Raw genomic sequence first — 24,340 nt, forward strand, 5'->3', positions numbered from 1 at the left:
GGCGCACAACCGTTAAGGGCGGCTCAAGGCGGGACCTGCGCGATCGAGTCCGTCGCCACCCCGGATCCCGACCACGGCAGGGCGTCGCCGGTCCCCGGCCCCACCGGGGTGCGCCGGTGCACCAGGGCCTCGGCGATATGGCGGCGCACCACCCCGCTCGCCCCTTCCAGATCGGCGATGGTCCGGGCCAGCCGCAGCGTCCGCACCCAGCCCCGCGCCGTCAGACCCCCGGCCTCACCCGCCCGCATCAGCAGGGCCCGGCCCGGTGCATCGGGGGCCGCGAACCGCTCCAGGGTCTCGCCCGAGGCGCGGGCATTCAACGCCTGATCGGGGGCCAGCCCCGCCGCCCGCGCCCGCTCGGCCTGCAGGCCCCGGGCCACGGCGACCCGGGCGGCGGCCTCGGCCGTGCCCTCGGCCGGCGGCGGCAGGGCCATGTCGGCGGCGGTGACCGGCGGCGTCTCGACCGTCAGGTCGATGCGGTCGAACACCGGGCCGGAGATCCGGTTCTGGTAGTCGCGCTGGCAGCGCGGGGCCTTGCCGCAGGCCCCGCGCCCGCCGCCGCCGATGCCGCAGCGGCACGGGTTCATCGCCGCGATCAGCTGGAACCGGGCCGGATAGCGGATATGGGCATTGGCCCGGGCCACCACGATCTCGCCGGTCTCCAGCGGGGCGCGCAGACTGTCCAGCGCCTGGGCGCTGTATTCCGGCAGTTCATCGAGGAACAGCACGCCATTGTGGGCCAGCGAGGCCTCGCCCGGCCGCGCCTTCAGCCCGCCGCCGGTCAGGGCCGCCATACTGGCTGAGTGGTGCGGACTGCGGAACGGCCGGTCCCGGGTCAGGGCCCCGCGCTCGATCAGCCCGGCCACGGACCAGACCATCGAGGTCTCCAGCAGTTCGGCCGGGGTCAGGGGCGGCAACAGGCCCGGCAGCCGTTGCGCCAGCATCGACTTGCCCGAGCCTGGCGGGCCGACGAACAGCAGGTTGTGGCCCCCAGCGGCGGCGATCTCGAGCGAGCGTTTGGCGCTCTCCTGACCCTTGACCTCGCGCAGGTCGGGCACGGCCCCGCCGGCCCGCACCGGTCCCGGCTCGGGCGGGCGCAGCACCTGGCTGCCCTTGAAATGGTTGATCAGCCCGATCAGCGAACGCGGGGCGAGGATGGCGACCTCCCCGGCCCAGGCGGCCTCGGGCCCGTTGGCCTCGGGGCAGATCAGGCCCAGCCCCATGGCCGAGGCCGCCACCGCCGCCGGCAGGGCCCCGCCGACCGGGGCGATCCGGCCGTCCAGCCCCAGTTCGCCGATCGCGGCCCAGCCGTCCAGCGCATCGGGCGTGATCACCCCCAGGGCCGCCATCAGCACCAGGCCGATGGCCAGGTCGAAATGACTGCCCTCCTTGGGCAGGTCGGCCGGGGCCAGGTTGGCGATGATCCGTTTCGGCGGCAGGCCCAGGCCGATGCCGGCAAAGGCCCCGCGCACCCGCTCACGGCTCTCGGCCACCGCCTTGTCCGGCAGGCCGACGATGGTGAAACTGGGCTGGGCCGCCCCGACCAGCTGCACCTGCACATCGACCCGGCGCGCCTCGACCCCGTCGAACGCCACCGTCACCACGCGAGCGACCATCGCCCCCTCCCGTTATACGGGAAAGAACAAATCACGAACTGTTTTGAAGATCAAGGGATGCCGGACCGGCGATCAGCAGAATACGGAACCCCGGGGGAGCGGATCGGCGTCAGCCCGTCGGCGCGCCGCCTGGGTCGCTCAAGCGCATCTCAGCTCGCCTGTAGACACTCAGTTCACTGCGTTTCACCAAAGCCCCCAATAGAAAGAGTCCCAACAGGAATCCAAAATCCATCAGTATTATTGAGTTGTAGTTGGCGATATCAAATCGAGCAGTCAATAGTTTCATGACCCATGGAAGGGTTATTGCCATCAGCAAGAACAAGGTCATCGGCCACTGAACGACCCTCATCCTTGATAAAATTTGTTTCTCGGAATCCAGGAGCAACGGCTTCAGCTTTTCGACCCGTTTCCCGGTCCCAGTTCCAATCGCGGTATATACCAAGCCCACGGATACTGCGACGAGGCCATAGGCGGCAACGCGGGGTATGACTGGTGGATCATACATCTGGGAAAAATAGGCCCCCAACCCGGCAATCGCAGCCATCAGCCTGTAGGTCGCGGAACTATTCCAAACGTCCGATTTTTGAGCCAACGACTTCGACATCTGGACCCACCCCTGTAACGCGCGAATTGAGCGATCCAACCGTACAGCCGTCGAGCGTGCTAACGCGAAGACCGCTTGACGTAGTCCCCTCAACAATCCCCGGAATCTACCGCATCATTGCTCTGCATGACGCCGGATAATCTCCCGAACCTGCAAGACGTCCGTCACCGCCAACAGCACCAGGGCGCAGAAAACCGTTATCGGAATCAGCAGCGACACCCCCGAGAAGACCGGCACAACCGCAGACAGCACAAGCCCGCCCACGGACACGACTACCCTGCGCCTGTTCCAGATATCGAAATCTTCCAATACCCGGGTCATCCGGGCACCATAAAACATGGAGGCTCTCCAGATATTCTGGTCTGGGAGGAAAAAGAATACGGCGTAAATCGCAGCAACAAGGGCGAGGTATTTGAGCCAGTCCACGGATCACCCTTCAGTCCAACCCCGGCCCTGCGCCGCCGCGCTTGTCACCCAGCCCGCTTCACCTCAATCGCGTCCCACATCAGGGCGGCGGCGTCGATGCCGGAAAATGCCTTCAGCTGCTGGGCCCCGGTCGGGGAGGTGACGTTGATCTCGGTCATCCAGTCGCCGATCACATCGATGCCGACGAAGATCAGGCCGCGCGCCTTCAGCGTCGGGCCGATGGCGGCGCAGATCTCGCGGTCGCGGGCGGTCAGTTCGACCGGGGCCGCGGTGCCGCCGACGTGCAGGTTCGAGCGCACCTGACCGGCCGCCGGAATGCGGTTGATGGCCCCCGCCGGTTCGCCGTCGACCAGCAGGATGCGCTTGTCGCCCTTCGACACCGCCGGCAGGAATTTCTGGATCACCAGCGGGTCGCGACTGCCGACGGCGTGGATCTCGATCAGGGCGTCCAGATTGGGATCGTCCGCCTTCAGACGGATCACCCCCGAGCCCCCGGCCCCGTGCAGGGGTTTCAGCACCACATCGCCGTGCTTCCTGTGAAAGGCGGTCAGGGCCACCGGATCCCAGCTGATCAGGGTCGGCGGCGTCAGGCCGGGGAATTGCGTGACCAGCAGCTTCTCGGGGGCCGAGCGCACCTCGGCCGGGTCATTGACCACCAAAGTCTTCGGATGGACCGTCTCCAGCAGATAGGTGGCGGTGACATAGGCCATGTCGAACGGCGGGTCCTGACGCATCAGGATGACGTCGACGTCCTCGCCCAGGTCCAGCCGCACCGCGTCGCCGAAGGTCACATGGTCCCCGGCCACGGCCCGCACCGTCATCGGCCGGGCCCGGCAGAACAGCCGGCCCTCCTCCAGCGCCAGGGTGCGGAAATCATAGACCCACAGCGGATAGCCCCGGTCCTGGGCCGTCATCGCCATCATGAAGGTGGTGTCCGCCAGGATGTCGACCGCCTCCATGGGGTCCATCTGGATCGCGACCTTGAGCATGCGGAATTCCTTTGTCGGCGTCGGGTGGAGGCGTCAGGCAGCCCGGGCGACGGACCGGTCCCTATGTGACCAGCCGCGGGCCCGGTCTCAAGGGGGCGGGGCCAACGCCGGACCGGATTCCCTCAATTCAGCTGCAGCCGGACCCGGTCGAGACTGGTCTGGCGCCGGACCAGGGCCGGGCCGTCCAGGTCCTCGGCCCGGGCCAAAGCCTCCATCGCCCCGGTCAGGGCCCCGCAGCGTTCGCGCGCCGCCGCCACGTCCAGCCACGGCCGGTGATCGTCCGGGTCCAGCAGGGCCCGGCGCAGGGCCGAACGCTCGGCCGCCTTGCAGTCACCGGCGGCGATGGCCCGGCTGAACTGCATGGCCTGCAGCCGGATCAGGGCCTGGCGCGCCGTCACCGGGGCCATCAGCAGGTCCAGCCGGTCGGCGACATGCGGGGTCAGGCCGGCGCACAGGGCCCGGCGCGTCAGCTCCGACGGCAGCACCAGCTGGCCCTGGCTGAACGGGTCCAGCGCCACCGGCCCGTCGGCCGTCTCGACGCGGATCAGGAAATGGCCGGGAAAGTCGACCCCCGTGGCCGGTATGCCCGCCTGCCGGGCCGCGTCCAGATAGAAGACCGCCAGGGCCACCGACAGGCCACGCCGCCGCTCGGCCACGGCGATGATGTCGGTATTGGCCGGGTCGCCGCCGTGGATCAGATCCCCGGTCAGCCGCAGCTCCGCCGACAGGGTCTCGGTCAGGGCGTCCTCGACCGGCTCCCCGCCGATCCGCTCCAGCAGCCGCTCGGCCGCCTGCCGCGCCAGCAGCCGCACCGGCTCGGCCTCGCGCATCGGATCGTCATGCAGGGCACAGGCGATCGCCGCCTCGAGCAACGGAAAATCGTCGTCGTCAGCCAGTCCGGCCGCCGTCAAGGTCGTGGTCGCGTCCTGATGGATCACGGAAATCGGGCCCCCCGGTCTCGATATCCTTAACATGACGCGGAAAGCGTCCGGGGGCCAGCGCCACCATATCCAGCCGCAGGGTCAGGCCCGCCAGAGCGGGCCGTCCGCGCGCCACCGCCCGGGCCGAGGCGCGCAGCCGCGCCAGCTGCTGCGGGCCCAGGGCGGTCAGGGCCGCCGCCAGCGTCGCCCGGCGTTTGACCTCGACCACCGCCAGGATCTTTCCCCGTCGGGCGAGAATATCGATCTCCCCGGCCCGGCTCTTCAGGCGAAAGCCCAGGATCTGGTAGCCGCGGCCCATCAGCCACAGGGCGGCCAGCCATTCCCCGGCATGGCCGCTGCGGTGCGCCGCCTGCCCCGACGCCCGCCGCCGGCCCGACACGGGCCGCACCGGCGCCGGACCGGGGCGCAGCCGTTTCATCCCCGCCCCTGCAGCTCCAGCGCCCGCTTGTAGAGCGGCTTGCGCGGCAGGTTCAGCGCCTTCGACACCTCGGCCGCCGCCTCGCCCGGGGCCAGCCGGGTCAGGGCCTCGGCCAGGGCCGCGTCGGCATCGGCCGCGCTGGCCACCTCCATCTCGCCGGGGCCGACGACCACGACGATCTCGCCCTTCGGCCCCTGGCAGCGCGGATCGACGGCCAGTTCGGCCAGGGTGCCGCGCACACATTCCTCGTACAGTTTGGTCAGCTCGCGGGCCACGGCGGCGGGCCGGGGTCCGAGCACCTCGGCCATATCGGCCAGGCTGTCGGCCAGCCGCGGCCCGCTCTCAAAGAAGACCAGCGTCTGGCGCGCGGTGCGCAATTCTTCCAGCATCGCCCTGCGCGCCCCGGATTTGGGCGGCAGAAAACCGGCGAACAGCACCCGGTCCGACGGCAGTCCGGCGATGCACAGGGCCGCCAGCAGGCTGGACGCCCCGGGGATCGGATGCACCGGCAGGCCCGCCGCGATCACCGCCCGGGCCACGACGAAGCCGGGATCATTGACCATCGGCGTGCCTGCGTCCGAGACCAGGGCCACCACCTCGCCCGCCCGCAGCCGTTCGATCGCCCCCTCGGCCGCCCGGGCCGAGGCATGGTCGTCGCACCGTTCCAGCTTCGCCTTGATCCCATAGGCCGACAGCAGCTTGCCGGTGACCCTTGTGTCCTCGGCCAGCACCAGATCCGCCGCCGCGAGCACATCCAGCGCCCGCAGCGTCATGTCGCGCAGGTTTCCGATTGGCGTCGCCACCAGATACAGGCCGGACGCGACGGGGCGCGGCGGCGGGGCGGTCGGCGGGAACGGCGCGGGATCGTGTTGGGAGTCTGGCATCGCCGGGACCGTGCCAGCGGGGCGCGGGCGGCTCAAGGGCGGAGAGGCAAAGGGCACATATTGCTCCCTCTCCCGCCGGGAGAGGGTTGCCGCGCCTGCTCCTCGACCGCCGCGCCAAACGGGCGGATTATGAGCCGAGCGGGCACCAACGCCGCATCACTAGACCGATTTCCTGCTCAGCCGGCGCGGCGGGGTCGGCAGGCCGGCGCGCGCCACCCTGCGGGCCGCCGCCGCGAGGCTGGCTTTCAGCCGGGCCCGCCGTGTCCACGGCCGCCATGAGTCCTGCGGCGAGATCGGGTCACCCAGGTGGAAGGTGGCGATGAAGGTGGCCATCGGACCGAGCCCCTCCGGCTCCAGCGGCCGCAGACGGCAGTAGCCCGCCAGACGCAGCGCCTCGAGGGCCCGGCCGACCCGACCCGCCCTGTCGATCGCCGTCCGGACGATATCGGCCTCGCAGCCGAACCAGTGGGCCAGGATGCCGGTGCGGATATCGGTGATCCTGGCGCGCGTCGCGGTGCCACCGGCCCCGCGCGCGGCCTCGATCGACAGGTCACACTCGGTGTCGAAGCCGAACGAGCGGTTGTTCATGTTGCTGGACCCGACGCGCAGCAGCACATCGTCGATGATCGCCAGCTTGGCGTGGACGATGATGGTGCGACCCAGATTGGTGACCGGGCTGTAGGCATGGAGGCGGCCGTGTTTGTCGGCCTCCTTCAGGCGCTTGAGAAACATCGACCGGGTCCGGTCCATGGTCATCTGGTCGAAATAGCTGGGCGAATGCTGGGTCGAGACGATGACCACCTCGGGCCCGCGCGGCTCGGCGAGGCGCGCGGCCAGGGCCTCGGCCATGATCGGTGAGGTGAAATACTGGTTCTCCAGATAGATGCAGCGCTTGGCGGCGGCGAAGGCCGCCAGATACAGCGCCTCGCTCTCGCGCACCTGTCCCACCTGTCGCCAGGCCGCGACACTGCGCGACAGGCCGACGGAGACCCGGCGGAAATCAGGCTTGACCCGGGTCGGCCAGGCGGACGGTGCCATGGCCTCGGGCTCCGGCAAAGCTTCCCTGGTGGCGCGCTGCCAGCGGTCGCGAAACAGCTGACCCAGCGCCCGGGCCGGCGCGCCGTCGACCAGGGTCATCACCTCGTGGCGCGAGTCGAAGCATTGATGATCGCGGGGCGTTTTCTCGCGCCGGGGATCGTCGTCGCGGTGTTCCGCCGTGTCCCAGCGATCGGGTCCGATATCGCCGCCGCCGCAGAAGGCCACGGCGTCGTCGACGATCAGCACCTTCTGATGGTGCGAGGCCCCGATCGGCAGCGCCCCGTCCAGCACGAATTGGACCGGCGTGCCGGCAAAGCATTTGCGCGCCTTCAGCGGAAAGAAGTCCTGGGTCGCCGCGACCGGCAGGGCCGACTTCCAGCACAGCACCCGCACATCCAGCTCCGGGCGACTGCAGGCCAGGGCCTTGAGGAAGGCGGCGAACCGGTCGGAGTCGGGCCCGGTGCAATTGGGCTGGGGGTCGAACAGGGTGTCCGGGTCAAAGGCCCAGTTCAGCAGGTGGATCGAACGTCTGGCCCGGGTCATCGCCTCGCGGGCGGCGAGAAAATAGTCGGCCATGTCGAGCAGGAAGGCGGCGCGCGGCGCTGTGCCGACCTGCCAGCAGGTGGTCCCCTCTTTCAGCAGCATCACCCAGGTCTCCGGAAGGGTCGCGGTCATCGCCGTCGGCGGATGGCGGCGCGCGTCGCGCCGGCTGACCTTGAAGCCCCGGGGAGGCCGTCGGGTTCCGGCGCGGTCCCCGGGGCCCCGGTCGCGACCACTGTCGAGCGGCCTGACGCCGGCGCGTCAGCCCCGTCCGACCGGACCGGTTGGGCCGGAAGGGCCGGCGAGTGCTATAAGGGGAAGGCAACCGCTGCGAGTGAGGGCCCGAGATGACCGAGACGCCGCCGCTACTCCACCGTCGCGCCGAGGCGGCCGTGGTGGACCTGCTGAACCGCGAACGGGTGATGACCATCGCCGTCATCCGTGACGACGGCTGGCCGCAGGCGACGACGGTCGGCTACTATAATGAGGGTCTCGACCTCTATTTCTCCATCGCCCGGTCCAGCCAGAAATTCGTCAATCTGCAGGCCGATTCCCGCGCCTCGATCGCGATCCGCTCGCGCAGCGGGGGCGGCAGCACAGGCCTGTCCATGGCCGGCCATGTTGTCGAGATCACCGACCCCGAGGCGGCGGAAAGCCTCAATCAGCGCCTGCTGGCGCGCTATCCCGAGGCGCATGTCTATTCGCCGTCCGGGGCCGCCGTGGCCCTGCTGCGCTTCAGACCCGTCATCGTCTCGGCGGTCGGGGTCGCGCACGACCGCAGCGATCCGCAGACCTTCAGGGTGGCGGATCGCGACGGCGAGACGGCACCGGCCGGGGGTTGAGGCACGACGGCGTCACACCAGCAGCGCCCGCAGCACACCGTCCAGCACCGGTCGGCCGGTGGCCGTCGCCCTGACCCGTCCTGCCTCCACCGTCAGGAACCCGTCGCGGATCAACCCGGCCAGCGGCTCCGTCGTCCCGGTGCGGTCCAGCGTCGCGAGATCGTCCAGCGCCGCCCCCTCGACCGTGCGCAGCCCCAGCAGCACCCGTTCCTCGGCGGCCGCCCGCGGGTCCAGGGTCTCGTGCTCGCGCCACGGCCTGCCCGCAGCGACGCCGGCGACATAGTCGGTGACGCCGCGATGGGCGACGGTGGCGGTGCGCGCCCCGTCCAGCGTCAGTCGTCCGTGCGCCCCGGGACCGAGGCCCAGATAGTCGCCGCCGCGCCAGACGTGCAGATTATGGGCCGAGCGGGCCGCGACGCCGCGCCCGTGGTTGGACACCTCATAGGCGTCGAAGCCCGCGCCCTCGAGCACCGTCTGGGTGGTCTCGTACAGGGCGGCGGCCGTGTCCTCGTCCGGCGGGGTCCAGGCTCCGCGCGCCACGGCCCGGCCGAAGGCGGTCGTCGGCTCGATGGTCAGCTGATAGGGCGAGACATGCTCGAACCCCATGGCCAGGGCCTCGGTCAGCTCGGCCGTCCAGCCGGCGACCGTCTGGTCCGGTCGGGCGTAGATCAGGTCGATCGACAGCCGGTCGAAGGCCCGGGCGGCCACGGCCACGGCGCGGCGCGCCTCATCGGCCGAATGGTTGCGGCCGAGGAAGGCCAGGGCCGCGTCGTCCAGCGCCTGCACCCCCATCGACAACCGGTTGACCCCGGCCTCGGCCAGGGCCCTGAACCGCCCGGCCTCGGCGTCGGTCGGATTGGCCTCGAGCGTGATCTCGATCACACCGGACGGCGGGAACAGGGTCTTCGCCCGCGCGATCACCGCCGCCACCGCCGCCGGATCCATCAGCGACGGCGTGCCGCCGCCGAAGAAGATCGAGGCCAGCCGCCGCGGCCCGGTCAGGACGGCCTGCGCCGCCATATCGGCAAGGATCGCCTCGACCAGCCCGGCCTGTTCCGCGACCCGGCCCCGGTCGCGCACGACGTTGAAGTCGCAATAGGGGCAGATGCGCGCGCAATAGGGCCAGTGCACATAGAGGGCGAGGTTATCCCCCAAATTGTCCACAGGCCCGCTAGTCCGCGTCAATCAGGGCCGCCTTCAGCAGCGCGAAGGCCCGGGCCCGGTGGCTCATCGCGTCCTTGGCCGCGGGTTCCATCTCGCCAAAGGTCTGGTCGTGGCCGTCGGGTATGAAGATCGGATCATAGCCGAAGCCCCGGTCACCGCGCGGCGGGAAGGTCAGCTGGCCGTCGACCCGGCCCTCGACCACGACACAGGGGCCGTTCGGCCAGGCCACGGCCAGGGCCGAGGTGAACCAGGCGCTGCGATCCCGGGACCCGGCCTCCTCCAGCCGTTCCTCGACCTTGGCCATGGCCTGGCTGAAATCCTTGTCCGGACCGGCCCAGCGCGCCGAGAAGATCCCCGGGGCCCCGTCCAGCGCCGCCACCGACAGGCCGGAGTCGTCCGCCAGGCTGACCTGACCCGTAAAGGCCGCCGCATGGCGGGCCTTCAGCATGGCATTGCCGGCAAAACTGCTCTCGGTCTCGTCCGGTTCGGGCACATTCAGCGCCGCCGCCGTGACGATCTCGTAATTTCCGTCCAGCAACGCCGCGATCTCCCGCGCCTTGCCGGGGTTATGCGTGGCCGCGACCAACCGCATTCCCTTGATTAATTTCAGATTCATTCTGATCACGCCCTCGCAACAAATCCTTGCCAAAGTTTAATATCGTTAAACGATATGTAACATGACTTCCCGGCACGCACGGCCTATCTATGATCCTCAAGAACGGCAGCCGCACCGTTCCCCTGATTGCCAACAAGAGCAACAGACTTGCAGCGGTTAACTGGATCGGGGGCAAAAACGACCCCCACCAAATAGATGGAGAAAGACGATGGATACCATGAGCGCCTCTTTGTGGATGGAAAAGGTCGGCCACGCGATCGTCAATGCCGCCCTGCTGGCCGCCCTGCCGACCGCCCTGGTCGCGTGCCTGGTCCAGGCATTTTGATCGTCGCCGCTTTGACGCCGTCGCCAAAGCCCGCGAAGACTATACCGCGTGAGGGTCGGTCGGACCCCACGCGGTAATCGCGCCCCGCCACCCGACCCGAGGTCTACCGCATGCGCCGCCCGACGTTCTCATCTCTCGGGTTCCACCTGCCCCGCCTGTCGGACAGGGGTCTGCGCGCCCCCAATCTGAAAACCCTCGGACCCGGCTCGGTCTCCAGCCTGCTCAAGATCGCGCTGGATGTCGCCTATATCCTGCTGGGTGTCATCACCGGCGGCCTGGTCCTGATGCTGATCGCCGCGGTCTTCATTCCGTTCGCCAACCTCAACCTGACCGTCTCCGACGATTCCGGCGGCCTGCAACAACCCCTGACCCGCCCGCTTCTGCTGTTCGGCGTCGGGGCCTTCGCCGCCTTTTTCGGCAGCTTCATGCTGATCCTGCGTAACCTGCGGATGATCTTCCGCACCCTGACCCTTGGCGATCCGTTCCAGCCGCCCAATGTGCGCCGACTGCGCCAGATCGGCCTGATCCTGGCCGTGGTCACCGGCGGCAAGTGGCTGGCCCAGGGCCTGGTCGCCGACCGCCTGGCCCCCGGCATCATGGACCCCCAGGGTTTCACGGATCTGCTGACCCCGGTGTTTTCGGTCCTTGTCGTCTTCGTCCTGGCGGAAGTGTTCCGTGAAGGGGCCCGTCTGCGCCGCGAATCCGAACTGACCATCTGACATGGCCGCGCGCGCCGCTAGACATGACGTTTTGGCGCGACACGGCAGCCTCCGGGTCGACCCTGCAAATGCCGCGGGATAGAGAGATTTCATGGCCATCCGCATCCAGCTTGATCGCATCCTTCTCGAACGACGCATGTCGTTGACCGAGTTGGCCGATCGCGTGGGCGTCACCCTGGCCAATCTGTCGATCCTCAAGACCGGCAAGGCCCGCGCCATTCGCTTCACCACCCTCGACGCCCTGTGCCGCGAACTGAACTGCCAGCCGGGGGACCTGGTCGTGCATGAGCCGGGCCCGCAGGACGCCGCCCGCGCCTTCGACGACGAAGACGACGACGCCTGATGGTCACGCGACGCGGCGGGGACCTGACTCCCGAGGACCGGCGGATCTGGACCCGGGTCACAGGCTCGGTCAGCCCGGCCAAACCGGTCAAGGCCCCGCGCATCGCCGTCGCCGGCCCGGTCGCGAATCCGGGCGCGACGCCCGCTCCGCTCCGGCCGACGCCCCAACCGGGTCCACGGCCGGCCGCTCCGGCGGCGACCGCGGCCGGCGCGGCCCGGCCATCCGCATCCCGCGGCGTGCCGGAGTCACTCGAACCCCGGCGTCAGAGGCGGTTGTCGCGCGAACGCGATCCGATCGAGGCCCGCATCGATCTGCACGGCTATGGCCGGTTCCAGGCCCAGGACGCCCTGACGTCCTTCCTGACCACCGCCCAGGCGCGCGGCTATCGCGCGGTGCTGGTCATCACCGGCCAGGGCCGGCGCGGCGGCACCGGGGTGATCCGCGGCTCGGTCCATGAATGGCTGACCGGCCCGGCCCTGCGGGGGGTGGTGTCCGGCTACGCCGCCGCGGCCCGCCACCACGGCGGTGACGGGGCTCTGTATGTGACGATCAAACGGCCGGGTTAGGCCGCGAGTTTCAGGCCAGCCGCGACGGCCAGCCGCTCAAGCGACGTCATCGGTCGCGGACCCCAGTGGGCGATGACCTCGGCCGCCGCCAGCGAGCCGAGCGCGCCTGCCTCGGCCAGGGTCAGGCCGCGCGCCAGACCGAGCAGGAAGCCGGCGGCGTACTGGTCACCAGCCCCGGTGGTGTCGACGACCTTGTCGACCGCGGCGGCCTTGACCACGACCCGCTCATTGCCGGCCACGATGACCGAACCCTCGGCGCTGCGGGTGACGGCGGCAACCTCGACCAGCGCGGCCAGTCGGGTCGTGGCCGCCTCGAAATCGTCGGTCTCGAACAAGGCCAGGAGTTCGCTCTCATTGGCGAGGACGATATCGGCCGAGGCCGCGATGAAGGCCAGAAGTTCGACGCGCCAGCGGCCGACGACGAAGGAATCCGACAGGGTGATGGCGACCTTGCGACCGGCGGCGTGGGCGGCTTCGGCGGCGGCCTCGAAGGCCGCACGGGCCGGGGCCGGATCGAACAGATAGCCTTCCAGATACAGGATGGCGCTGTCGGCGATCAGCGCCGCATCGATGTCGGCCACGGTCAGCTGGTTTGCCGCCCCGAGAAAGGTCGACATGGTGCGCTGCGCGTCGGGGGTGACATTGATCAGGCAGCGGCCGGTACCCGCACCGCCGGTCAGGACCGGGGTGTCGAAGGCCACGCCGGCGGCACGGATGTCATGGGCGAAGACCTGGCCCAGGGTGTCGTCGGCGACCTTGCCCAGATAGGCGGCGCGTCCGGAAAACGAGCCGATACCCGCCACCGTATTCCCGGCCGATCCGCCCGAGACCTCGACGCCGGCCGCCATGGCGTCATACAGGGCGGCGCTCTGGATCTCGTCGACCAGCGACATCGAGCCCGGGACCAGGCCCTGGGCGCTGAGGAACTCCGGCGTGCACGGGGCGAGTACGTCGACGATGGCATTGCCGACGGCACAGACGTCGAAGCGGGCGGGGGTCGCGGCGGGAATGTTTGTCTGGGTCATGGCGCGCCCCTTAGCGGTCGCGCCCGGAATTGGCCAGTGGGGGCGGTTGCGGGCCCGGGCCGTTTCGGGTCAGGAGGGTCTCCATGACCCGCATTGCCGTGCTGACCCCCGACCCCGCCGACCTTTCCTACGCCAGCCAGTGGCCCGGCGTGCGCGACCGGCTGGCGGCGGCCCTGGCGCGGGAAGGGATCGAGGCCGTGGCCACGCCATGGACCGAGCACATCGACGATGTTGCCGGCCTGGCCGGATTTCCATTGATCCTGCCGATGATCGTCTGGGGTTACCATCGCGATCACCCGCGCTGGCTCCAGGCCTGCGCGACCTGGGCGGCGGCCGGCCTGCCCCTGGCCAATCCGGCCCCCGTGCTGGCGTGGAATTCGGACAAGACCTACCTTGCCCGCCTTGCCGGGCGCGGCGTGCCGATTCCCGAGACGATCTGGAGCGCCGGAGTCACGGTCGACACGGTCGCCGCCGCCTTCACCAGCACGGGGGCCGAACAACTGATCGTCAAGCCGACCGTCTCCGGCGGCGCGTGGCGGACACTGCGCCTGTCACCGGGCCAGCCGCTCGACGCGGCTCCGAAGGGTTCGGCGATGATCCAGCCCTATCTGCCGACCATCGAAACCGCAGGCGAAACCTCCCTGCTGTTCTTCGGCGGTGTCTTCAGCCATGCGGTCAACAAACGTCCGGTCGGCGGCGATTTCCGCATCCAGGTCCAGTTCGGCGGCCTCTATGCGCCGGTGGCCGACCCGCCGGCCGCAGCCATGGCCCTGGCGAAGCAGGTGCTGGCCGCCATCGACGAGCCCCTGTTGTATGCCCGTATCGACATGGTGCCCGACGCCGACGGCAACTGGCTGCTGATGGAGGCCGAGCTGATCGAGCCCGACATGTATCTGGACCATGCCCCCGACGCTGGCATGGGATTCGCCCGCGCAGTGCGGGCGCGGCTCTAGCGCGGATCGTCCAGGCTGAGCCGCGACACCAGCACCGCCGCGCGCAGGGCCTGGCGGGTCAGACTGTCCAGGTCGATCCATTCGCCGTCGGCATGGGCTCCGCCCCCGGCCACGCCCAGCCCACCCAGCGTATCGACATCGGCCGCCACAAAGCCGCTGTCGGCCGCCCCGCGTCGGCCGGGATCAAACTCGGCCAGCAACGGCAGACCGAGATCGCGATTGACGACATTGAGCCGGGCCAGCAGGGCGCGGTTGCCCTCGGTCGGCGCCATCGGTGGATAGCCGCCCTCGGCGAATTCCAGCGTCGCTCCGGTTCGGGGCAGGTGTCCGGCGACGATCGTCTGCATGCCGGCGCGGACGCGATCATCCTGTTCGCGCGTCAGGGTGCGAAGATCGCCGCGGGCGATGGCGGTTTCAGCGACGATATTGGTCTTGCCGGAAGCAACGACCCCAAAGCCTTCGGCATCGATTGCCACCGGGGTACCGCCGGCCATCACCCCGACATTGAAGGTGGCGTTGGGCTCCTGAAGTTCGCGCTGAAAGGCGTCGAGGATGCGGGCCATTTCATAGATGGCCCCATAGCCCAGGGTCTCGTTGAACACCCCGCTGGAATGACCGGTGCGGCCGGTCGTGGTCAGGGCCCAGTTGGTCGAGCTGCGCCGGGCGACGGTTCCGAACTCCAGCCCGCCTTCAACTGCCAGATTTTCGAATTCCAGCGCATAGTCAGCCACCTTCCCGGCCGCGATCAGGTCGCGCCGCGCGACCGAGGCCGGAATCCCGACCCGCTCCTCGTCCCCGGTCAGAACGATGGTGACATTGGCGCGGTCCAGGTGACCTGCTGCCTGCAGGGCCCGCATCGCCGCGATGATCACCACCAGTCCGCCCTTGTCGTCACCGATGCCGGGCCCGATGGCACGGCTGCCCTCGCGCCGGAATGTCTGGAACGCCCCGTCAGCCTCGAACACGGTATCCAGATGGCCGATCAGCAGGACATTGCGCCCGGGTCCAGGGTAGCTGGCGATCAGATGACCGGCCCGGCCGGATTCGGCCATATCGACCCAGCGGATGACAAAGCCCAGGGGCTCAAGCTCGGCCGCGACCATTGTGCCGACAGCGCGAACACCCGCCAGGTTCAGCGTCCCGCTGTTCTGATTCACCAGTCGCTCCAGCAGGGCGATATGGCGATCGCGCTCCTGCGCCACCGTTCGGACCATGGCCTGTTCTGCAATACTGACCTGGGCATAGGCTGCGGCGGGCACCACCAGCAGCAACAGGCAACATAGGATCAGGCGCATCGAACTCTCCCGGGACCGGGTCAAGGCATTGCCCATACCACGCGCCGGGTAAAGGCCGCCCGCAGTGGCGTCAGTCGCTGCTTCGCGGTACCGTCAGGCGTACAGTCAGTCCATCAGGTCCGGAATCGAACGCCAGGGACGCATCCAGCTGCCGGGCCAGGTCCCGCATCAGGCCGATGCCGAACCCACCGTCGGTACCGGCCGGCAGGGCGGCGGGGAGGCCGTCGCCGTTGTCACCGATCTCGACCCGCAGATCGCCGGACGGGAGGGGCAGGCAACGGACGGTCAACCGCCCCGGTCGTGTTCCCCGGAATGCATATTTCAGCGAATTGGTCACCGCCTCGTTGACGATCTGGCTGATCGGCAGAAGCTGGTCCATTCGCACCGAACAGGCCGGGTCCAGGTCCTCGACCACGGCGCAGGTTTCCGGATCGATCGCGAAACAGGCCACCACCTCGTGCAGAAGGGGGCCCAGATCGCTCGACTGATCGTTCACATTCGTCATCAGCCTGCGGTGCAGGCGGGCGATGGCATGGATCTGGGCATCGACGCTGCGGGCGAAGAGGCTGACGGCCGCGCGGTCCACCACGCCGTCACGCGCGATATGGCGACCCTGCAGGCGCACGTAGCTGGACAGCATCATCAGATGATTGGCCACCCGGTGGTCGGTCTCGGCCCGCAACACACACGGTCCGGCACAGTCCGGACCGGCCGGAGGCGGTGCCTCCGGTGGCCGGTCTTTCGAAGATCGCGTGGAGTCTGGCATGGCCGGCTGCACCCGCGGATCCGTCCTGATCCGAGCCCGCAATCCTAGACAGGACGCCCATCCCCGACATTGAGAGAGATCAATCGGTGCCGGTTTGCCGGCACCTTATCCGGCCATCATCAGCCCCGCCCGCGACGGACACAGGTCGGCGACCGGACAGCCGCCGCAGTTGGGCTTGCGCGCGGTGCAGGTGTAGCGGCCGTGCAGGATCAGCCAGTGGTGGGCCTTGGCCAGATAGGCCTCGGGCACGATCCGGTGCAGCTGGGCCTCGACCTTGTCCGGGGTGGCGGCATTGGCCAGGCCCAGACGGTGCGAGACCCGGAACACATGGGTGTCGACGGCGATGGCCGGCTCGATGCCCAGTTCATTGAGAACCACACTGGCGGTCTTGCGCCCGACTCCCGGCAAGGCCTGCAGGTCGGCGCGGTTCAACGGCACGCTGCCGCCGTGCTGCTCCAGCACGATCCGGCTCAGGGCGATGACGTTTTTCGCCTTGTTCCGGTACAGGCCGATCGAGGCGATGAAGGGCGTCAGCCCCGCCTCGCCCAGGGCCAGCATCTTCGCCGGGGTGTCGGCCACGGCGAACAGCCTGTCCGTGGCCTTGTTGACCGCGACGTCGGTGGCCTGGGCTGACAGGGCCACGGCCACGGTCAGCGTATAGGCGTCATGGAAATGCAGTTCGGTCTTCGGCTCGGGCATGATCGCGGCCAGCCGCGCGAAAATGGCCTCGACCCGGTCGGGATCGGGCGGGAAGACGACGGCCCCGGACGCCGGCGCGCGCGGAGCTGTCTTGCGAGGACGAGGTTTCGGCACGGCCATCAACAAGGCCTTCGCCGTCCTCGCCGGTCGGGTCAAGCGCCCCGAGTGACGAACACTGAAACACGACGTGTTTGCTGCGGCGCATCCGGTGTTGTTGATTTTTGGACGTTGTAGTCCATTTTAGCGGCCAGCCTCCCCGGCACAGACCCTGAGTTCGAGTTACCCATGACCGTCTCCGCCACTTTGAAACAGCGCTTGCCGCTGATCGTCGCCGTTTTGGTCGGCCTTGCGGTCATCATCGGCGGCACCGTCTGGTGGCTGGGCAACCAGCGCTGGGAGACCACCGACAATGCCTTCGTCCAGGCCGACACCACCCTCGTCAGTCCCCAGGTCAGTGGCTATGTCGTCGCGGTTCTGGTCGCCGACAACCAGCGCGTCGAGCCCGGCCAGATTCTGGTCCGCCTCGATGACGCCGACGCCCGCGCCAAATTGGCCGAGGCCGAGGCCAATCTGCAGGCCCTGATCGCCGCCGTCGGCAATGTCGATGCCCGCGCCGCCCAGGAACAGGCGATGATCGCCGCGCGGGCCGCCGGGGTGGACCAGGCCCGGGCCCAGGCCGGCCTGGCCCATGCCCAGGTCGACCGCTACGGCCGGCTGGCCGAACAGGGCTGGGTCTCGCAGCAGCGCATCCAGACTGAACAGGCGGGGGCCGCCACGGCCCAGGCCGCGGTCGCCCAGGCCCAGGCCGCCCTCGTCGCCGAACAGCGCGCCGCCGCCGTACTGGGCTCGACCCGCGAACAGAGTGTCGCCGCGGTCCAGCAGGCGCGCGCCGCCGTCGATCAGGCGCGCACCGCCCTAGACCGCACCATCATCCGCGCGCCCGTCGCCGGCGTCGTCGGGGCCCGGGGCGTGCGCGCCGGCCAGTACGTCAATCCGGGGGCCCAGCTGCTGTCGATCGTGCCGCTGGGCGATACCTTCGTCGTGGCCAATTTCAAGGAAACCCAGCTGGACCATTTGCGTCTGGGCCAGACCGTCGAAATCACCGCCGACGCCTTTCCCGGTCGGCCCGTTCGCGGCCGGATCGACAGTTTCGCCCCCGCGACCGGTTCGGAATTCGCCCTGATCCCGGTCGAGAACGCCACGGGCAATTTCACCAAGATCACCCAGCGGGTCCCGGTGCGCATCGTCGTCGCCCGGAGCGAACACGGAACCGCGGCCCTGCGTCCCGGCCTGTCGGTCGAGGTTCGCGTCGACCTCAAGAGCGCCGGCGGGCCCAGCTTCGCCCAGGTCGGCGGTGACGATCCGCGCCTGGCCGAGGTCGCGACCGGTCCGGCCCGTCCCGAATGAGCGCGGCCGTCACCGACGGCTCCGCCCTTGCCCCCCAGCCTGAAACGGCCGCGCCCGAGATCAACTGGACCTTCCTGCTGCTCGGCTTTGCCGGGATGGTGATCGGCCAGTTCATGGCCATTCTCGACATCCAGATCGTGGCCGCCTCGCTGCCGCAGATCCAGGCCGGGATCGGGGCCTCGGCCGACGAGATCAGCTGGATCCAGACCGCCTATCTGATCCCCGAGGTCGTGATGATCCCGCTGTCGGGCTATCTGTCACGCCTGTGGGGGACGCAGAAGGTGTTCCTGGTCTCCTGTACCGGCTTCCTGCTGATGAGCGTGGCCACAGGCCTGTCGACCTCGATCGACATGATGATCCTGTTCCGGGCGCTGCAGGGCTTCGTCGGCGGGGCCATGATCCCGACCGTCTTCGCCGTGGCCTTCACCGCCTTCCCGCCCGACAAGCGGGTCACGGCCAGTGTGGTCATGGGGCTGATCGTGACCCTGGCCCCGACCGTCGGCCCGACCCTGGGCGGTCACCTGACCGAATGGCTCAGCTGGCGCTGGCTGTTCTTCATCAATGTGATCCCGGGTCTGCTGGTGCTGTTCCTGGTCGGTCGCTTCGCCGATTTCGACAAGGGCGATCCGTCACTGTCCAGGGGGTTCGACTGGTTCGGACTCGGCCTGATGGCGGTGTTCCTGATGAGTATGCAGTTCGTGCTGGAGGAAGGGTCGAAGAAGGACTGGTTCGCTGACACCGTCATCCTCGCCCTGGCCGTCGTCGCCGCCATTTCCGGGCCGGCCTTCATCTGGCGTTCGCTGACCTATTTCAATCCGATCGTCGAACTGCGCGCCTTCGCCAACCGCAATTTCACGGTCGGCTTCATCATGACCTTCATCGTCGGCGCGGCCCTGTTCGGCGGCACCTTCCTGCTGCCGCTGTTCCTTGGGCGGGTGCTCGATTATTCGCCCTCTGAGGTCGGCACCACCATGGTGGTCTCGGGTCTTGCCATGTTCGCCACCGCCCCCTTCGCCGGACGGCTGGTACGCAAGCTGGACCTGCGCCTGCTGATGTTCGTCGGTTTCGTCATGTGCGCCTGGGGCATGTGGGACGCCCGGGCCCTGACGTCGGAATGGGGCTATTGGGAGTTCGCCGGGGTCCAGGCGATGCGCGGGGCCGGAGTCATGCTGGCCATGATCGCCGCCCAGCAGGTGACGATGTCGACCCTGCCTGACCATATGGTCAAGAACGCCTCCGGTCTGGTCAATCTGTCGCGCAACGTCGGCGGGGCCTTCGGCCTGGCCTTCCTGAACACCTCCCTGACCACCAATACCGCCGTGCACATGGGCGAACTCACCGACCGGATCAGCCAGTCCAATGTGCAGATGCAGGCCATGCTGGCCGGGATGAGCCAGCGGTTCGCCGGCTCGATCGACCCCGAGGGGGCGGCACTGAAGGCGGTCTGGGGCATGCTGCAGCGCCAGGCCACCATCCTTGCGTTCGGTGACGCCTTCGCCATGCTGGCCATGGCCTGCGCCGTCGCCGCGGTCGTCACCCTGTTCGCCCGCCCCGTGAAGACGACCCCGGGCGCACCGCCTCTGGAGGCCCACTGATGTCCCGCGCCGTCGGCCAGATCGACCCCCGCAAGAGCGAGGCCATCCTCGACGCCGCCACGGAGCTGTTCGCCGAAAAGGGAGCGGCCGCGACCATGGACGAGATCGCCCGCCGCGCCGGGGTATCGAAACAGACCCTCTACAACCGCTTCGCCTCCAAGCTGGACATCGGTCGGGCCCTGGCCGCACGGCGGTCCGACGCCGTGACCGCCCCGCTGCGCTCCGAAGGCGACCCGCAGACGGTGCTGACGGCCTATGCCATCGCCCTGCTGGAGAAGATCGTCCACGGTGAGGCCGGAGCCTCGCTGCGCGGCCTCGCCATGGTCTCGCCGGAGGCCCCGGACATCGCCGCCGCCATCTATGACGGCGGTCCCGGTGAGAGCCTGCGCCGTCTGTCCGCCTGGCTGGGCGAGCAGGACCGGCGCGGCCTGCTGTCCGTGCCCGATCCGGACCACGCCGCCGAGATCTTCTCCGGCATGGCGCTGGGCCACAGCCACCTGCGCACCCTGCTCGGGGTTCATCATCCGGGCGCGGACCAAATCCCCGAACGGGCCCGCGAAACCGCGCGCCGCTTCATCCGCGCCTTCCTCCCCGACTGACCGGATCCGGCCCGTTGCGGATTGGCGACAGTCCCGGATCGGCGTAGGAGGCGGGCCAGTCCCCTGTACCGGAGTTCCCGACCATGCTCATCCATCTGTCGTCCTGGCCCGAAATCGATGCCCGTCTGAAGACGACCAAGACGATTGTGGTGCCGATCGGCTCCAATGAGCAGCACGGCCCGACCGGTCTGCTCGGCACCGACTGGCTGTGCCCCGAGATCATCGCCAACGCCGCCGAGAAGACCGATGACAACCTGATCGTGGCCCCGACCTTCAACATCGGCATGGCCCAGCATCACCTCGCCTTCGCCGGCACCATCTCCCTGCGTCCCTCGACCTTCATGGCCGCCATCACCGACTGGGTCTCCTCGCTCAGCCGCCACGGCTTCGAGCGGATCTATTTCCTCAACGGCCACGGCGGCAATGTCGCCACCATCGAGGCGACCTTTGCCGAGATCTATGCCGAATGGAGCTTCGTCGAGGAGCAGCCGCCGTTCGTGCTCAAGCTGAAGAACTGGTGGGACCTGCCGGGCGTCCACGCCCTGTGCAGTTCCATCTTCCCGACCGGCCACGGCATGCACGCCACCCCGTCCGAGATCGCCGTGACCCAGGCGGCCTATCCGGACCGGATCAAGACCGCCGACTATGCACCGAAGATCGCGCCGGTCGGCCCGATCCGCGACGCGCTGGATTACCGGGCCCGCTTCCCGGATGGCCGCATCGGTTCGGATCCGGCCCAGGCCAGCCCGGAAAAGGGTCAGCGCATCATCGATGCCTCCGTCACCGCCCTGCTCAAGGACGTGGCCGACTTCTCGGCCGAAGTTCTGCCCTAGGGGTTTCCCGGGACTTGCCCCCGGACCGAATGCGGCCCAAGGCTCGGCCATGACCCATATCAAGAAGGCGGCCCGCAACGGCCGACGCCTGGCCCGCAACAACCAGTCCGCTGCCGATACAGCCGTCGCCGGCGGCGAGATGCTGCAGGCCTCCGGCGAGGTCATCTCGGCCCGCCTGGAGATCATGGCCGCCGGCCTGGCCAATCCGGGCAAGACCGACCTCGTGGAAATGGCTCTGATGAGTTCGGAAAAGGTCGCTGCCATGTCGGCCTCGGCGTCCACCGTGACCCGCAATTTCGGCGACCTGTCCGACCGGATGGCCCGATCCGCCGCCAATGAGATGCACCTGGCCAGCCGCGCGGCCTCGGCCATGGCCAGCGCCGGCGACCCGGCGACCCTCGCCACCCTGCAGTACAACTATGCGGTCGGCTGGTGGGGGCGGGCGACCGGCCAGATGCTGACCCTCAATACCGAACTGCTGAAGGCCCAGGCCCAAGCGCTGGACCCGATCCACCGGACCGCCGTCGCCAATGCCAAACGGCTGAAGCGCTAGACCGGCCCCGTCACGCCGTCCGGATGACACCACCGTCGGCCACCACCGGCCACGGCGTCAATTTCGCCCCGGCGCAGGGGCCGCCGACGCAGGCCCCGGTCAGGGGCGTGAACACCGCCCCGTGCCAGCCGCACAGGATCAGCTCGCCGTCCGGCGTCAGATAGCGGTCCAGTTCAATCGCCAGCGGATGACCCTGGTGCGGGCAGCGGTCGACATAGCCGGCCACCTGACCCTGCCTGCGCACGACGAAGCCGTGGAAATACGCCTCGCCGATCTGCAGCACGAATCCGCGCGAGCCGGGATCGACGATGTCCGTCTCGGCACACAGGGTCACGCCGGGCGGCGTCTTCCAGACGCGTTGGCGCTCGGTCGGTATCGCGTCATCCATCAGTGCCGCTCGACCTTCAGGGGGCGCGACAGCAGGTTTCCGATCATCGCATCGACCGTGGTCTCTCCGTTCAGCAGGGCGGCGACCGCTTCCGAGATCGGCATCTCCACCCCCAGCTTCGCCGCCAGCTGGCGCACGGCCGGCGCGCTCTCATAGCCCTCGGCCACCGACCGCTTGCCGGCCAGCGCCTGATCGACACTCTGGCCCTGACCAAGGGCCAGACCCAGGCTCATGTTGCGCGACTGCGGGCTGGAACAGGTCAGCACCAGATCACCGAGGCCACACAGACCGGCCACCGTCTCCGGCCGCCCCCCCATGGCCACGCCCAGACGGGTCATCTCGGCAAAGCCGCGGGTGATCAGGGCCGCGTGGGCACTGCGCCCCAGACCCCGGCCCTCGCTGATGCCGCAGGCGATGGCCAGCACGTTCTTGATCGCCCCGCCGACCTCGGCCCCGATCAGGTCGGTGGCCAGATAGGGCCGGAAGGTCGGGGCCGACAGGGCCACCATCAGCGTCTGGCCCAGGGCCTCATCGGCGCAGGCCAGGGTGACGGCGCTGGGCAGGCCGCGCGCCACCTCACCGGCGAAACTGGGACCGGACAGCACCGCCGCCGGCGCGTTCGGCAGGGTCTCGGCCAGGACCTCGGTCATCAATTTCAGCGAGCCGCGCTCGATGCCCTTGGCGCACAGCACCACCGGCACGCCGGCCCGATGGAAAGGGGCGAAGGCCGCCAGGGTGGCGCGCATATACTGCGCCGGCGGTACGGCCAGGATCACGTCGCAGGCCCCGAGGTCGGCCAGCTCACCGGTCACCTTCACCTGCTCGTCCAGCGTAACGCCGGGCAGGAAGGCCTCATTGATCTGGTGGTCCCGGATGCTGTCCACGACTTCGGACTCGCGCGCGTGCAACAGCGTGTCCAGCCCGGCCCAGCCGGTCACCTGGGCCAGGGCGGTGCCCCAGGCACCGGCCCCGATCACCCCTGCGGTACGAAATTCCATCGGTCGTTTCCCTAGGCCTTGGCCCCCTTGCGACCCGGCTTGTGCATCGGGTCGCTGAGCGCCTTGTTTTCATCCAGCGGCCATCGTGGGCGCGCCGCCGTATCGATATCCGAAACGAGACCCTGCTGCAGGCGTTCCGCCCCGGCCAGGGCGATCATCGCCGCATTGTCGGTGCAATAGGCCATCGGCGGGGCCAGAAAATCAAAGCCGTTCTTCGCCGCCGTCGCTTCCAGCACGGCCCGCACGGTCCGGTTGGCCGCCACGCCCCCGGCGACCACGAACATCGGCCGGGTCGCCGCGGTGCCGTGGCTGTCGATCCAGTCGTGCATGGCCCGGTGCGAGCGTTCGGCCAGCTGGCGGGCGATGGCGCTCTGCACCGCATCAGCCAGATCGGCCCGGTCCTGATCGGTCTCGCAGGTCCGGGCCAGCCGCGAGGCCGCCGTCTTCAGTCCGGAAAACGAGAAGTCGCAGTCCTTGCGGCCCAGCAGGGCCCGCGGCAGATCATAGCGGCTGCCGTCGCCGGCCTCGGCCAGCCGCTCCAACGCCGGACCGCCCGGATAGCCGAGCCCCAGCGCCTTGGCGATCTTGTCGAAGGCCTCGCCGGCGGCGTCGTCGATGGTGGAGCCCAGCCGGCTCATGTCGCCGATGCCGCGCACCTCCAGCAGCTGACAGTGTCCCCCCGACGCCAGCAGCAGCAGGAAGGGATAGGCGAGGTTGCGCCCCAGCCGCGCCGACACCGCATGGCCTTCCAGATGATTGACCGCCACCAGCGGCACGCCGCGCGCCAGGGCCACCGCCTTGCCGAACCCCAGGCCGACCATCACGCCGCCGACCAGGCCGGGCCCGGCCGTGGCCGCGACGCCGTCGAGGCCCTCATAGCCCAGGCCCGCCTCGGCCATGGCCCGTGCCGTCACACCGGCGATCATCTCGACATGGCTGCGCGCGGCGATCTCGGGCACCACCCCGCCGAAGGCCGCATGGTCGTCGATCTGGCTGTGCACCATCGACGACAGGACGGTGGCCGTGCCGTCCGGATCCAGCCGCACCACGGCGGCGGCGGTCTCGTCACAGCTGGTTTCCAGTCCCAGCACGGTGAGCGCCCGCACCGGTCCGGTTGCCCGACCTGTTCCGCTGCTGTAGTCCGCGACCCTGTTCATCGGGTCCAGCTAACGACCCCCACTCCTGTGCGCAACGCCTC

27 protein-coding genes are annotated in these 24,340 nt (G+C 69.2%); 10 read left to right on the plus strand and 17 right to left on the minus strand.

The genetic code is table 11. The features are described from left to right. Nucleotides 1–23: 23 nt before the first annotated feature. The 8 genes from AACZ75_RS08340 to AACZ75_RS08375 all read right to left on the minus strand — a co-directional run bounded on the left by AACZ75_RS08340 (nucleotide 24) and on the right by AACZ75_RS08375 (nucleotide 7,591). On the minus strand, nucleotides 24–1,616 hold the full coding sequence (locus AACZ75_RS08340) for a YifB family Mg chelatase-like AAA ATPase (protein WP_339872378.1): 1,593 nt from the start codon (nucleotides 1,614–1,616) through the stop codon (nucleotides 24–26). Between the two features lie 109 nt (nucleotides 1,617–1,725). Continuing rightward, the gene (locus tag AACZ75_RS08345; RefSeq protein WP_339872379.1) at nucleotides 1,726–2,220 is read right to left on the minus strand and encodes a hypothetical protein; all 495 of its coding nucleotides are present in this window, start codon (nucleotides 2,218–2,220) and stop codon (nucleotides 1,726–1,728) included. Between the two features lie 114 nt (nucleotides 2,221–2,334). Continuing rightward, nucleotides 2,335–2,646: a hypothetical protein gene (locus AACZ75_RS08350; protein ID WP_339872380.1), complete on the minus strand. Its 312-nt coding sequence runs from the start codon at nucleotides 2,644–2,646 to the stop codon at nucleotides 2,335–2,337. A gap of 44 nt (nucleotides 2,647–2,690) precedes the next feature. After that, nucleotides 2,691–3,635, minus strand: coding sequence for a glutathione synthase (gene gshB / locus AACZ75_RS08355; protein ID WP_339872381.1), 945 nt, complete (start codon nucleotides 3,633–3,635; stop codon nucleotides 2,691–2,693). Nucleotides 3,636–3,757: 122 nt separating this feature from the next. Continuing rightward, nucleotides 3,758–4,573: a transglutaminase family protein gene (locus AACZ75_RS08360; RefSeq protein WP_339872383.1), complete on the minus strand. Its 816-nt coding sequence runs from the start codon at nucleotides 4,571–4,573 to the stop codon at nucleotides 3,758–3,760. After that, nucleotides 4,524–4,994, minus strand: a complete 471-nt coding sequence (locus AACZ75_RS08365; RefSeq protein WP_339872384.1) for a YraN family protein — start codon at nucleotides 4,992–4,994, stop codon at nucleotides 4,524–4,526. The genes AACZ75_RS08360 and AACZ75_RS08365 overlap by 50 nt, the downstream gene beginning before the upstream one ends. Further along, entirely contained in the window at nucleotides 4,991–5,878 is an 888-nt protein-coding gene (rsmI, locus tag AACZ75_RS08370) for a 16S rRNA (cytidine(1402)-2'-O)-methyltransferase (RefSeq protein WP_339872385.1), read from the minus strand. Before rsmI ends, AACZ75_RS08365 begins: the two co-directional genes overlap by 4 nt. Nucleotides 5,879–6,037: 159 nt before the next feature. Further along, nucleotides 6,038–7,591: a phospholipase D-like domain-containing protein gene (locus tag AACZ75_RS08375; RefSeq protein ID WP_339872386.1), complete on the minus strand. Its 1,554-nt coding sequence runs from the start codon at nucleotides 7,589–7,591 to the stop codon at nucleotides 6,038–6,040. Between the two features lie 212 nt (nucleotides 7,592–7,803). Between AACZ75_RS08375 and AACZ75_RS08380 the strand changes: the two genes are divergently transcribed. Next, the gene (locus tag AACZ75_RS08380; protein ID WP_339872387.1) at nucleotides 7,804–8,298 is read left to right on the plus strand and encodes a pyridoxamine 5'-phosphate oxidase family protein; all 495 of its coding nucleotides are present in this window, start codon (nucleotides 7,804–7,806) and stop codon (nucleotides 8,296–8,298) included. Nucleotides 8,299–8,310: 12 nt separating this feature from the next. Here AACZ75_RS08380 and hemW read toward each other — a convergent pair whose 3' ends face one another. Together hemW and rdgB are read right to left on the minus strand one after the other, a co-directional pair. Further along, a complete protein-coding gene (gene hemW / locus AACZ75_RS08385; protein ID WP_339872388.1) occupies nucleotides 8,311–9,453 on the minus strand; it encodes a radical SAM family heme chaperone HemW in 1,143 nt (380 codons plus the stop codon). 16 nt (nucleotides 9,454–9,469) lie between these two features. After that, nucleotides 9,470–10,078 (minus strand): RdgB/HAM1 family non-canonical purine NTP pyrophosphatase, encoded by a 609-nt coding sequence (rdgB, locus tag AACZ75_RS08390; RefSeq protein ID WP_339872389.1) that lies wholly within the window; start codon nucleotides 10,076–10,078, stop codon nucleotides 9,470–9,472. A gap of 435 nt (nucleotides 10,079–10,513) precedes the next feature. Between rdgB and AACZ75_RS08395 the strand changes: the two genes are divergently transcribed. The 3 genes from AACZ75_RS08395 (at nucleotide 10,514) to AACZ75_RS08405 (ending at nucleotide 12,031) form a co-directional block, all read left to right on the plus strand. Further along, nucleotides 10,514–11,122: a DUF2975 domain-containing protein gene (locus AACZ75_RS08395; RefSeq protein WP_339872391.1), complete on the plus strand. Its 609-nt coding sequence runs from the start codon at nucleotides 10,514–10,516 to the stop codon at nucleotides 11,120–11,122. A 91-nt stretch (nucleotides 11,123–11,213) separates the two neighbouring features. Next, the gene (locus tag AACZ75_RS08400; RefSeq protein WP_339872392.1) at nucleotides 11,214–11,465 is read left to right on the plus strand and encodes a helix-turn-helix transcriptional regulator; all 252 of its coding nucleotides are present in this window, start codon (nucleotides 11,214–11,216) and stop codon (nucleotides 11,463–11,465) included. Next, complete coding sequence (locus AACZ75_RS08405; RefSeq protein WP_339872394.1) at nucleotides 11,465–12,031, plus strand: Smr/MutS family protein; 567 nt, start codon at nucleotides 11,465–11,467, stop codon at nucleotides 12,029–12,031. Before AACZ75_RS08400 ends, AACZ75_RS08405 begins: the two co-directional genes overlap by 1 nt. On the opposite strand, the gene AACZ75_RS08410 is transcribed toward AACZ75_RS08405, so the two are convergent. Beyond that, nucleotides 12,028–13,056: an adenosine kinase gene (locus AACZ75_RS08410; protein WP_339872395.1), complete on the minus strand. Its 1,029-nt coding sequence runs from the start codon at nucleotides 13,054–13,056 to the stop codon at nucleotides 12,028–12,030. The genes AACZ75_RS08405 and AACZ75_RS08410 overlap by 4 nt on opposite strands. An 83-nt stretch (nucleotides 13,057–13,139) precedes the next feature. On the opposite strand from AACZ75_RS08410, the gene AACZ75_RS08415 reads away from it, so the two are divergent. After that, nucleotides 13,140–14,009, plus strand: coding sequence for a transporter (locus AACZ75_RS08415; RefSeq protein WP_339872396.1), 870 nt, complete (start codon nucleotides 13,140–13,142; stop codon nucleotides 14,007–14,009). On the opposite strand, the gene AACZ75_RS08420 is transcribed toward AACZ75_RS08415, so the two are convergent. From AACZ75_RS08420 to nth, 3 genes are all read right to left on the minus strand, one after another. Further along, nucleotides 14,006–15,304 carry a M20/M25/M40 family metallo-hydrolase gene (locus tag AACZ75_RS08420; protein ID WP_339872397.1) on the minus strand — a complete coding sequence of 433 codons (1,299 nt, stop codon included), beginning with the start codon at nucleotides 15,302–15,304 and terminating at the stop codon, nucleotides 14,006–14,008. The genes AACZ75_RS08415 and AACZ75_RS08420 overlap by 4 nt on opposite strands. A gap of 70 nt (nucleotides 15,305–15,374) precedes the next feature. Beyond that, nucleotides 15,375–15,989 (minus strand): sensor histidine kinase, encoded by a 615-nt coding sequence (locus tag AACZ75_RS08425; RefSeq protein ID WP_339872398.1) that lies wholly within the window; start codon nucleotides 15,987–15,989, stop codon nucleotides 15,375–15,377. 186 nt (nucleotides 15,990–16,175) lie between these two features. After that, nucleotides 16,176–16,889 carry an endonuclease III gene (gene nth, locus AACZ75_RS08430; protein WP_339872399.1) on the minus strand — a complete coding sequence of 238 codons (714 nt, stop codon included), beginning with the start codon at nucleotides 16,887–16,889 and terminating at the stop codon, nucleotides 16,176–16,178. A 165-nt stretch (nucleotides 16,890–17,054) separates the two neighbouring features. Here nth and AACZ75_RS08435 point away from each other — a divergent pair, with 165 nt between their 5' ends. The 5 genes from AACZ75_RS08435 (at nucleotide 17,055) to AACZ75_RS08455 (ending at nucleotide 21,756) form a co-directional block, all read left to right on the plus strand. Then, the gene (locus AACZ75_RS08435; protein ID WP_339872400.1) at nucleotides 17,055–18,176 is read left to right on the plus strand and encodes an HlyD family secretion protein; all 1,122 of its coding nucleotides are present in this window, start codon (nucleotides 17,055–17,057) and stop codon (nucleotides 18,174–18,176) included. Beyond that, a complete protein-coding gene (locus tag AACZ75_RS08440; protein ID WP_339872402.1) occupies nucleotides 18,173–19,771 on the plus strand; it encodes a DHA2 family efflux MFS transporter permease subunit in 1,599 nt (532 codons plus the stop codon). Before AACZ75_RS08435 ends, AACZ75_RS08440 begins: the two co-directional genes overlap by 4 nt. Then, on the plus strand, nucleotides 19,771–20,370 hold the full coding sequence (locus AACZ75_RS08445; RefSeq protein ID WP_339872403.1) for a TetR/AcrR family transcriptional regulator: 600 nt from the start codon (nucleotides 19,771–19,773) through the stop codon (nucleotides 20,368–20,370). The genes AACZ75_RS08440 and AACZ75_RS08445 overlap by 1 nt, the downstream gene beginning before the upstream one ends. A gap of 83 nt (nucleotides 20,371–20,453) precedes the next feature. Continuing rightward, entirely contained in the window at nucleotides 20,454–21,203 is a 750-nt protein-coding gene (locus AACZ75_RS08450) for a creatininase family protein (protein ID WP_339872404.1), read from the plus strand. A gap of 49 nt (nucleotides 21,204–21,252) precedes the next feature. Then, nucleotides 21,253–21,756 carry a phasin family protein gene (locus AACZ75_RS08455; protein ID WP_339872405.1) on the plus strand — a complete coding sequence of 168 codons (504 nt, stop codon included), beginning with the start codon at nucleotides 21,253–21,255 and terminating at the stop codon, nucleotides 21,754–21,756. A gap of 10 nt (nucleotides 21,757–21,766) precedes the next feature. Here AACZ75_RS08455 and AACZ75_RS08460 read toward each other — a convergent pair whose 3' ends face one another. Genes AACZ75_RS08460 through tsaD form a run of 3 tightly spaced genes read right to left on the minus strand, consistent with a single transcriptional unit; the run spans nucleotide 21,767 to nucleotide 24,299 of the window. Next, nucleotides 21,767–22,144, minus strand: a complete 378-nt coding sequence (locus tag AACZ75_RS08460) for a Rieske (2Fe-2S) protein (RefSeq protein ID WP_339872407.1) — start codon at nucleotides 22,142–22,144, stop codon at nucleotides 21,767–21,769. Beyond that, nucleotides 22,144–23,142 carry an NAD(P)H-dependent glycerol-3-phosphate dehydrogenase gene (locus tag AACZ75_RS08465; protein ID WP_339872408.1) on the minus strand — a complete coding sequence of 333 codons (999 nt, stop codon included), beginning with the start codon at nucleotides 23,140–23,142 and terminating at the stop codon, nucleotides 22,144–22,146. Before AACZ75_RS08465 ends, AACZ75_RS08460 begins: the two co-directional genes overlap by 1 nt. Before the next feature lie 11 nt (nucleotides 23,143–23,153). Beyond that, nucleotides 23,154–24,299, minus strand: a complete 1,146-nt coding sequence (tsaD, locus tag AACZ75_RS08470) for a tRNA (adenosine(37)-N6)-threonylcarbamoyltransferase complex transferase subunit TsaD (protein ID WP_339872409.1) — start codon at nucleotides 24,297–24,299, stop codon at nucleotides 23,154–23,156. Nucleotides 24,300–24,340: the final 41 nt, after the last annotated feature.

This window comes from uncultured Brevundimonas sp., from assembly GCF_963975535.1.
Taxonomy (GTDB): domain Bacteria; phylum Pseudomonadota; class Alphaproteobacteria; order Caulobacterales; family Caulobacteraceae; genus Brevundimonas.

Bases quoted from the DNA above. Each gene is read 5' to 3' on its own strand.
- AACZ75_RS08340 (WP_339872378.1), bottom strand. From the start codon at position 1,616: ATGGTCGCTCGCGTGGTGACGGTGGCGTTCGACGGGGTCGAGGCGCGC.
- AACZ75_RS08345 (WP_339872379.1), bottom strand. From the start codon at position 2,220: ATGTCGAAGTCGTTGGCTCAAAAATCGGACGTTTGGAATAGTTCCGCG.
- gshB (WP_339872381.1), bottom strand. From the start codon at position 3,635: ATGCTCAAGGTCGCGATCCAGATGGACCCCATGGAGGCGGTCGACATC.
- AACZ75_RS08365 (WP_339872384.1), bottom strand. From the start codon at position 4,994: ATGAAACGGCTGCGCCCCGGTCCGGCGCCGGTGCGGCCCGTGTCGGGC.
- rsmI (WP_339872385.1), bottom strand. From the start codon at position 5,878: ATGCCAGACTCCCAACACGATCCCGCGCCGTTCCCGCCGACCGCCCCG.
- AACZ75_RS08375 (WP_339872386.1), bottom strand. From the start codon at position 7,591: ATGACCGCGACCCTTCCGGAGACCTGGGTGATGCTGCTGAAAGAGGGG.
- AACZ75_RS08380 (WP_339872387.1), top strand. From the start codon at position 7,804: ATGACCGAGACGCCGCCGCTACTCCACCGTCGCGCCGAGGCGGCCGTG.
- rdgB (WP_339872389.1), bottom strand. From the start codon at position 10,078: ATGAATCTGAAATTAATCAAGGGAATGCGGTTGGTCGCGGCCACGCAT.
- AACZ75_RS08395 (WP_339872391.1), top strand. From the start codon at position 10,514: ATGCGCCGCCCGACGTTCTCATCTCTCGGGTTCCACCTGCCCCGCCTG.
- AACZ75_RS08400 (WP_339872392.1), top strand. From the start codon at position 11,214: ATGGCCATCCGCATCCAGCTTGATCGCATCCTTCTCGAACGACGCATG.
- AACZ75_RS08405 (WP_339872394.1), top strand. From the start codon at position 11,465: ATGGTCACGCGACGCGGCGGGGACCTGACTCCCGAGGACCGGCGGATC.
- AACZ75_RS08410 (WP_339872395.1), bottom strand. From the start codon at position 13,056: ATGACCCAGACAAACATTCCCGCCGCGACCCCCGCCCGCTTCGACGTC.
- AACZ75_RS08415 (WP_339872396.1), top strand. From the start codon at position 13,140: ATGACCCGCATTGCCGTGCTGACCCCCGACCCCGCCGACCTTTCCTAC.
- AACZ75_RS08420 (WP_339872397.1), bottom strand. From the start codon at position 15,304: ATGCGCCTGATCCTATGTTGCCTGTTGCTGCTGGTGGTGCCCGCCGCA.
- nth (WP_339872399.1), bottom strand. From the start codon at position 16,889: ATGGCCGTGCCGAAACCTCGTCCTCGCAAGACAGCTCCGCGCGCGCCG.
- AACZ75_RS08435 (WP_339872400.1), top strand. From the start codon at position 17,055: ATGACCGTCTCCGCCACTTTGAAACAGCGCTTGCCGCTGATCGTCGCC.
- AACZ75_RS08440 (WP_339872402.1), top strand. From the start codon at position 18,173: ATGAGCGCGGCCGTCACCGACGGCTCCGCCCTTGCCCCCCAGCCTGAA.
- AACZ75_RS08445 (WP_339872403.1), top strand. From the start codon at position 19,771: ATGTCCCGCGCCGTCGGCCAGATCGACCCCCGCAAGAGCGAGGCCATC.
- AACZ75_RS08450 (WP_339872404.1), top strand. From the start codon at position 20,454: ATGCTCATCCATCTGTCGTCCTGGCCCGAAATCGATGCCCGTCTGAAG.
- AACZ75_RS08455 (WP_339872405.1), top strand. From the start codon at position 21,253: ATGACCCATATCAAGAAGGCGGCCCGCAACGGCCGACGCCTGGCCCGC.
- AACZ75_RS08460 (WP_339872407.1), bottom strand. From the start codon at position 22,144: ATGGATGACGCGATACCGACCGAGCGCCAACGCGTCTGGAAGACGCCG.
- AACZ75_RS08465 (WP_339872408.1), bottom strand. From the start codon at position 23,142: ATGGAATTTCGTACCGCAGGGGTGATCGGGGCCGGTGCCTGGGGCACC.
- tsaD (WP_339872409.1), bottom strand. From the start codon at position 24,299: ATGAACAGGGTCGCGGACTACAGCAGCGGAACAGGTCGGGCAACCGGA.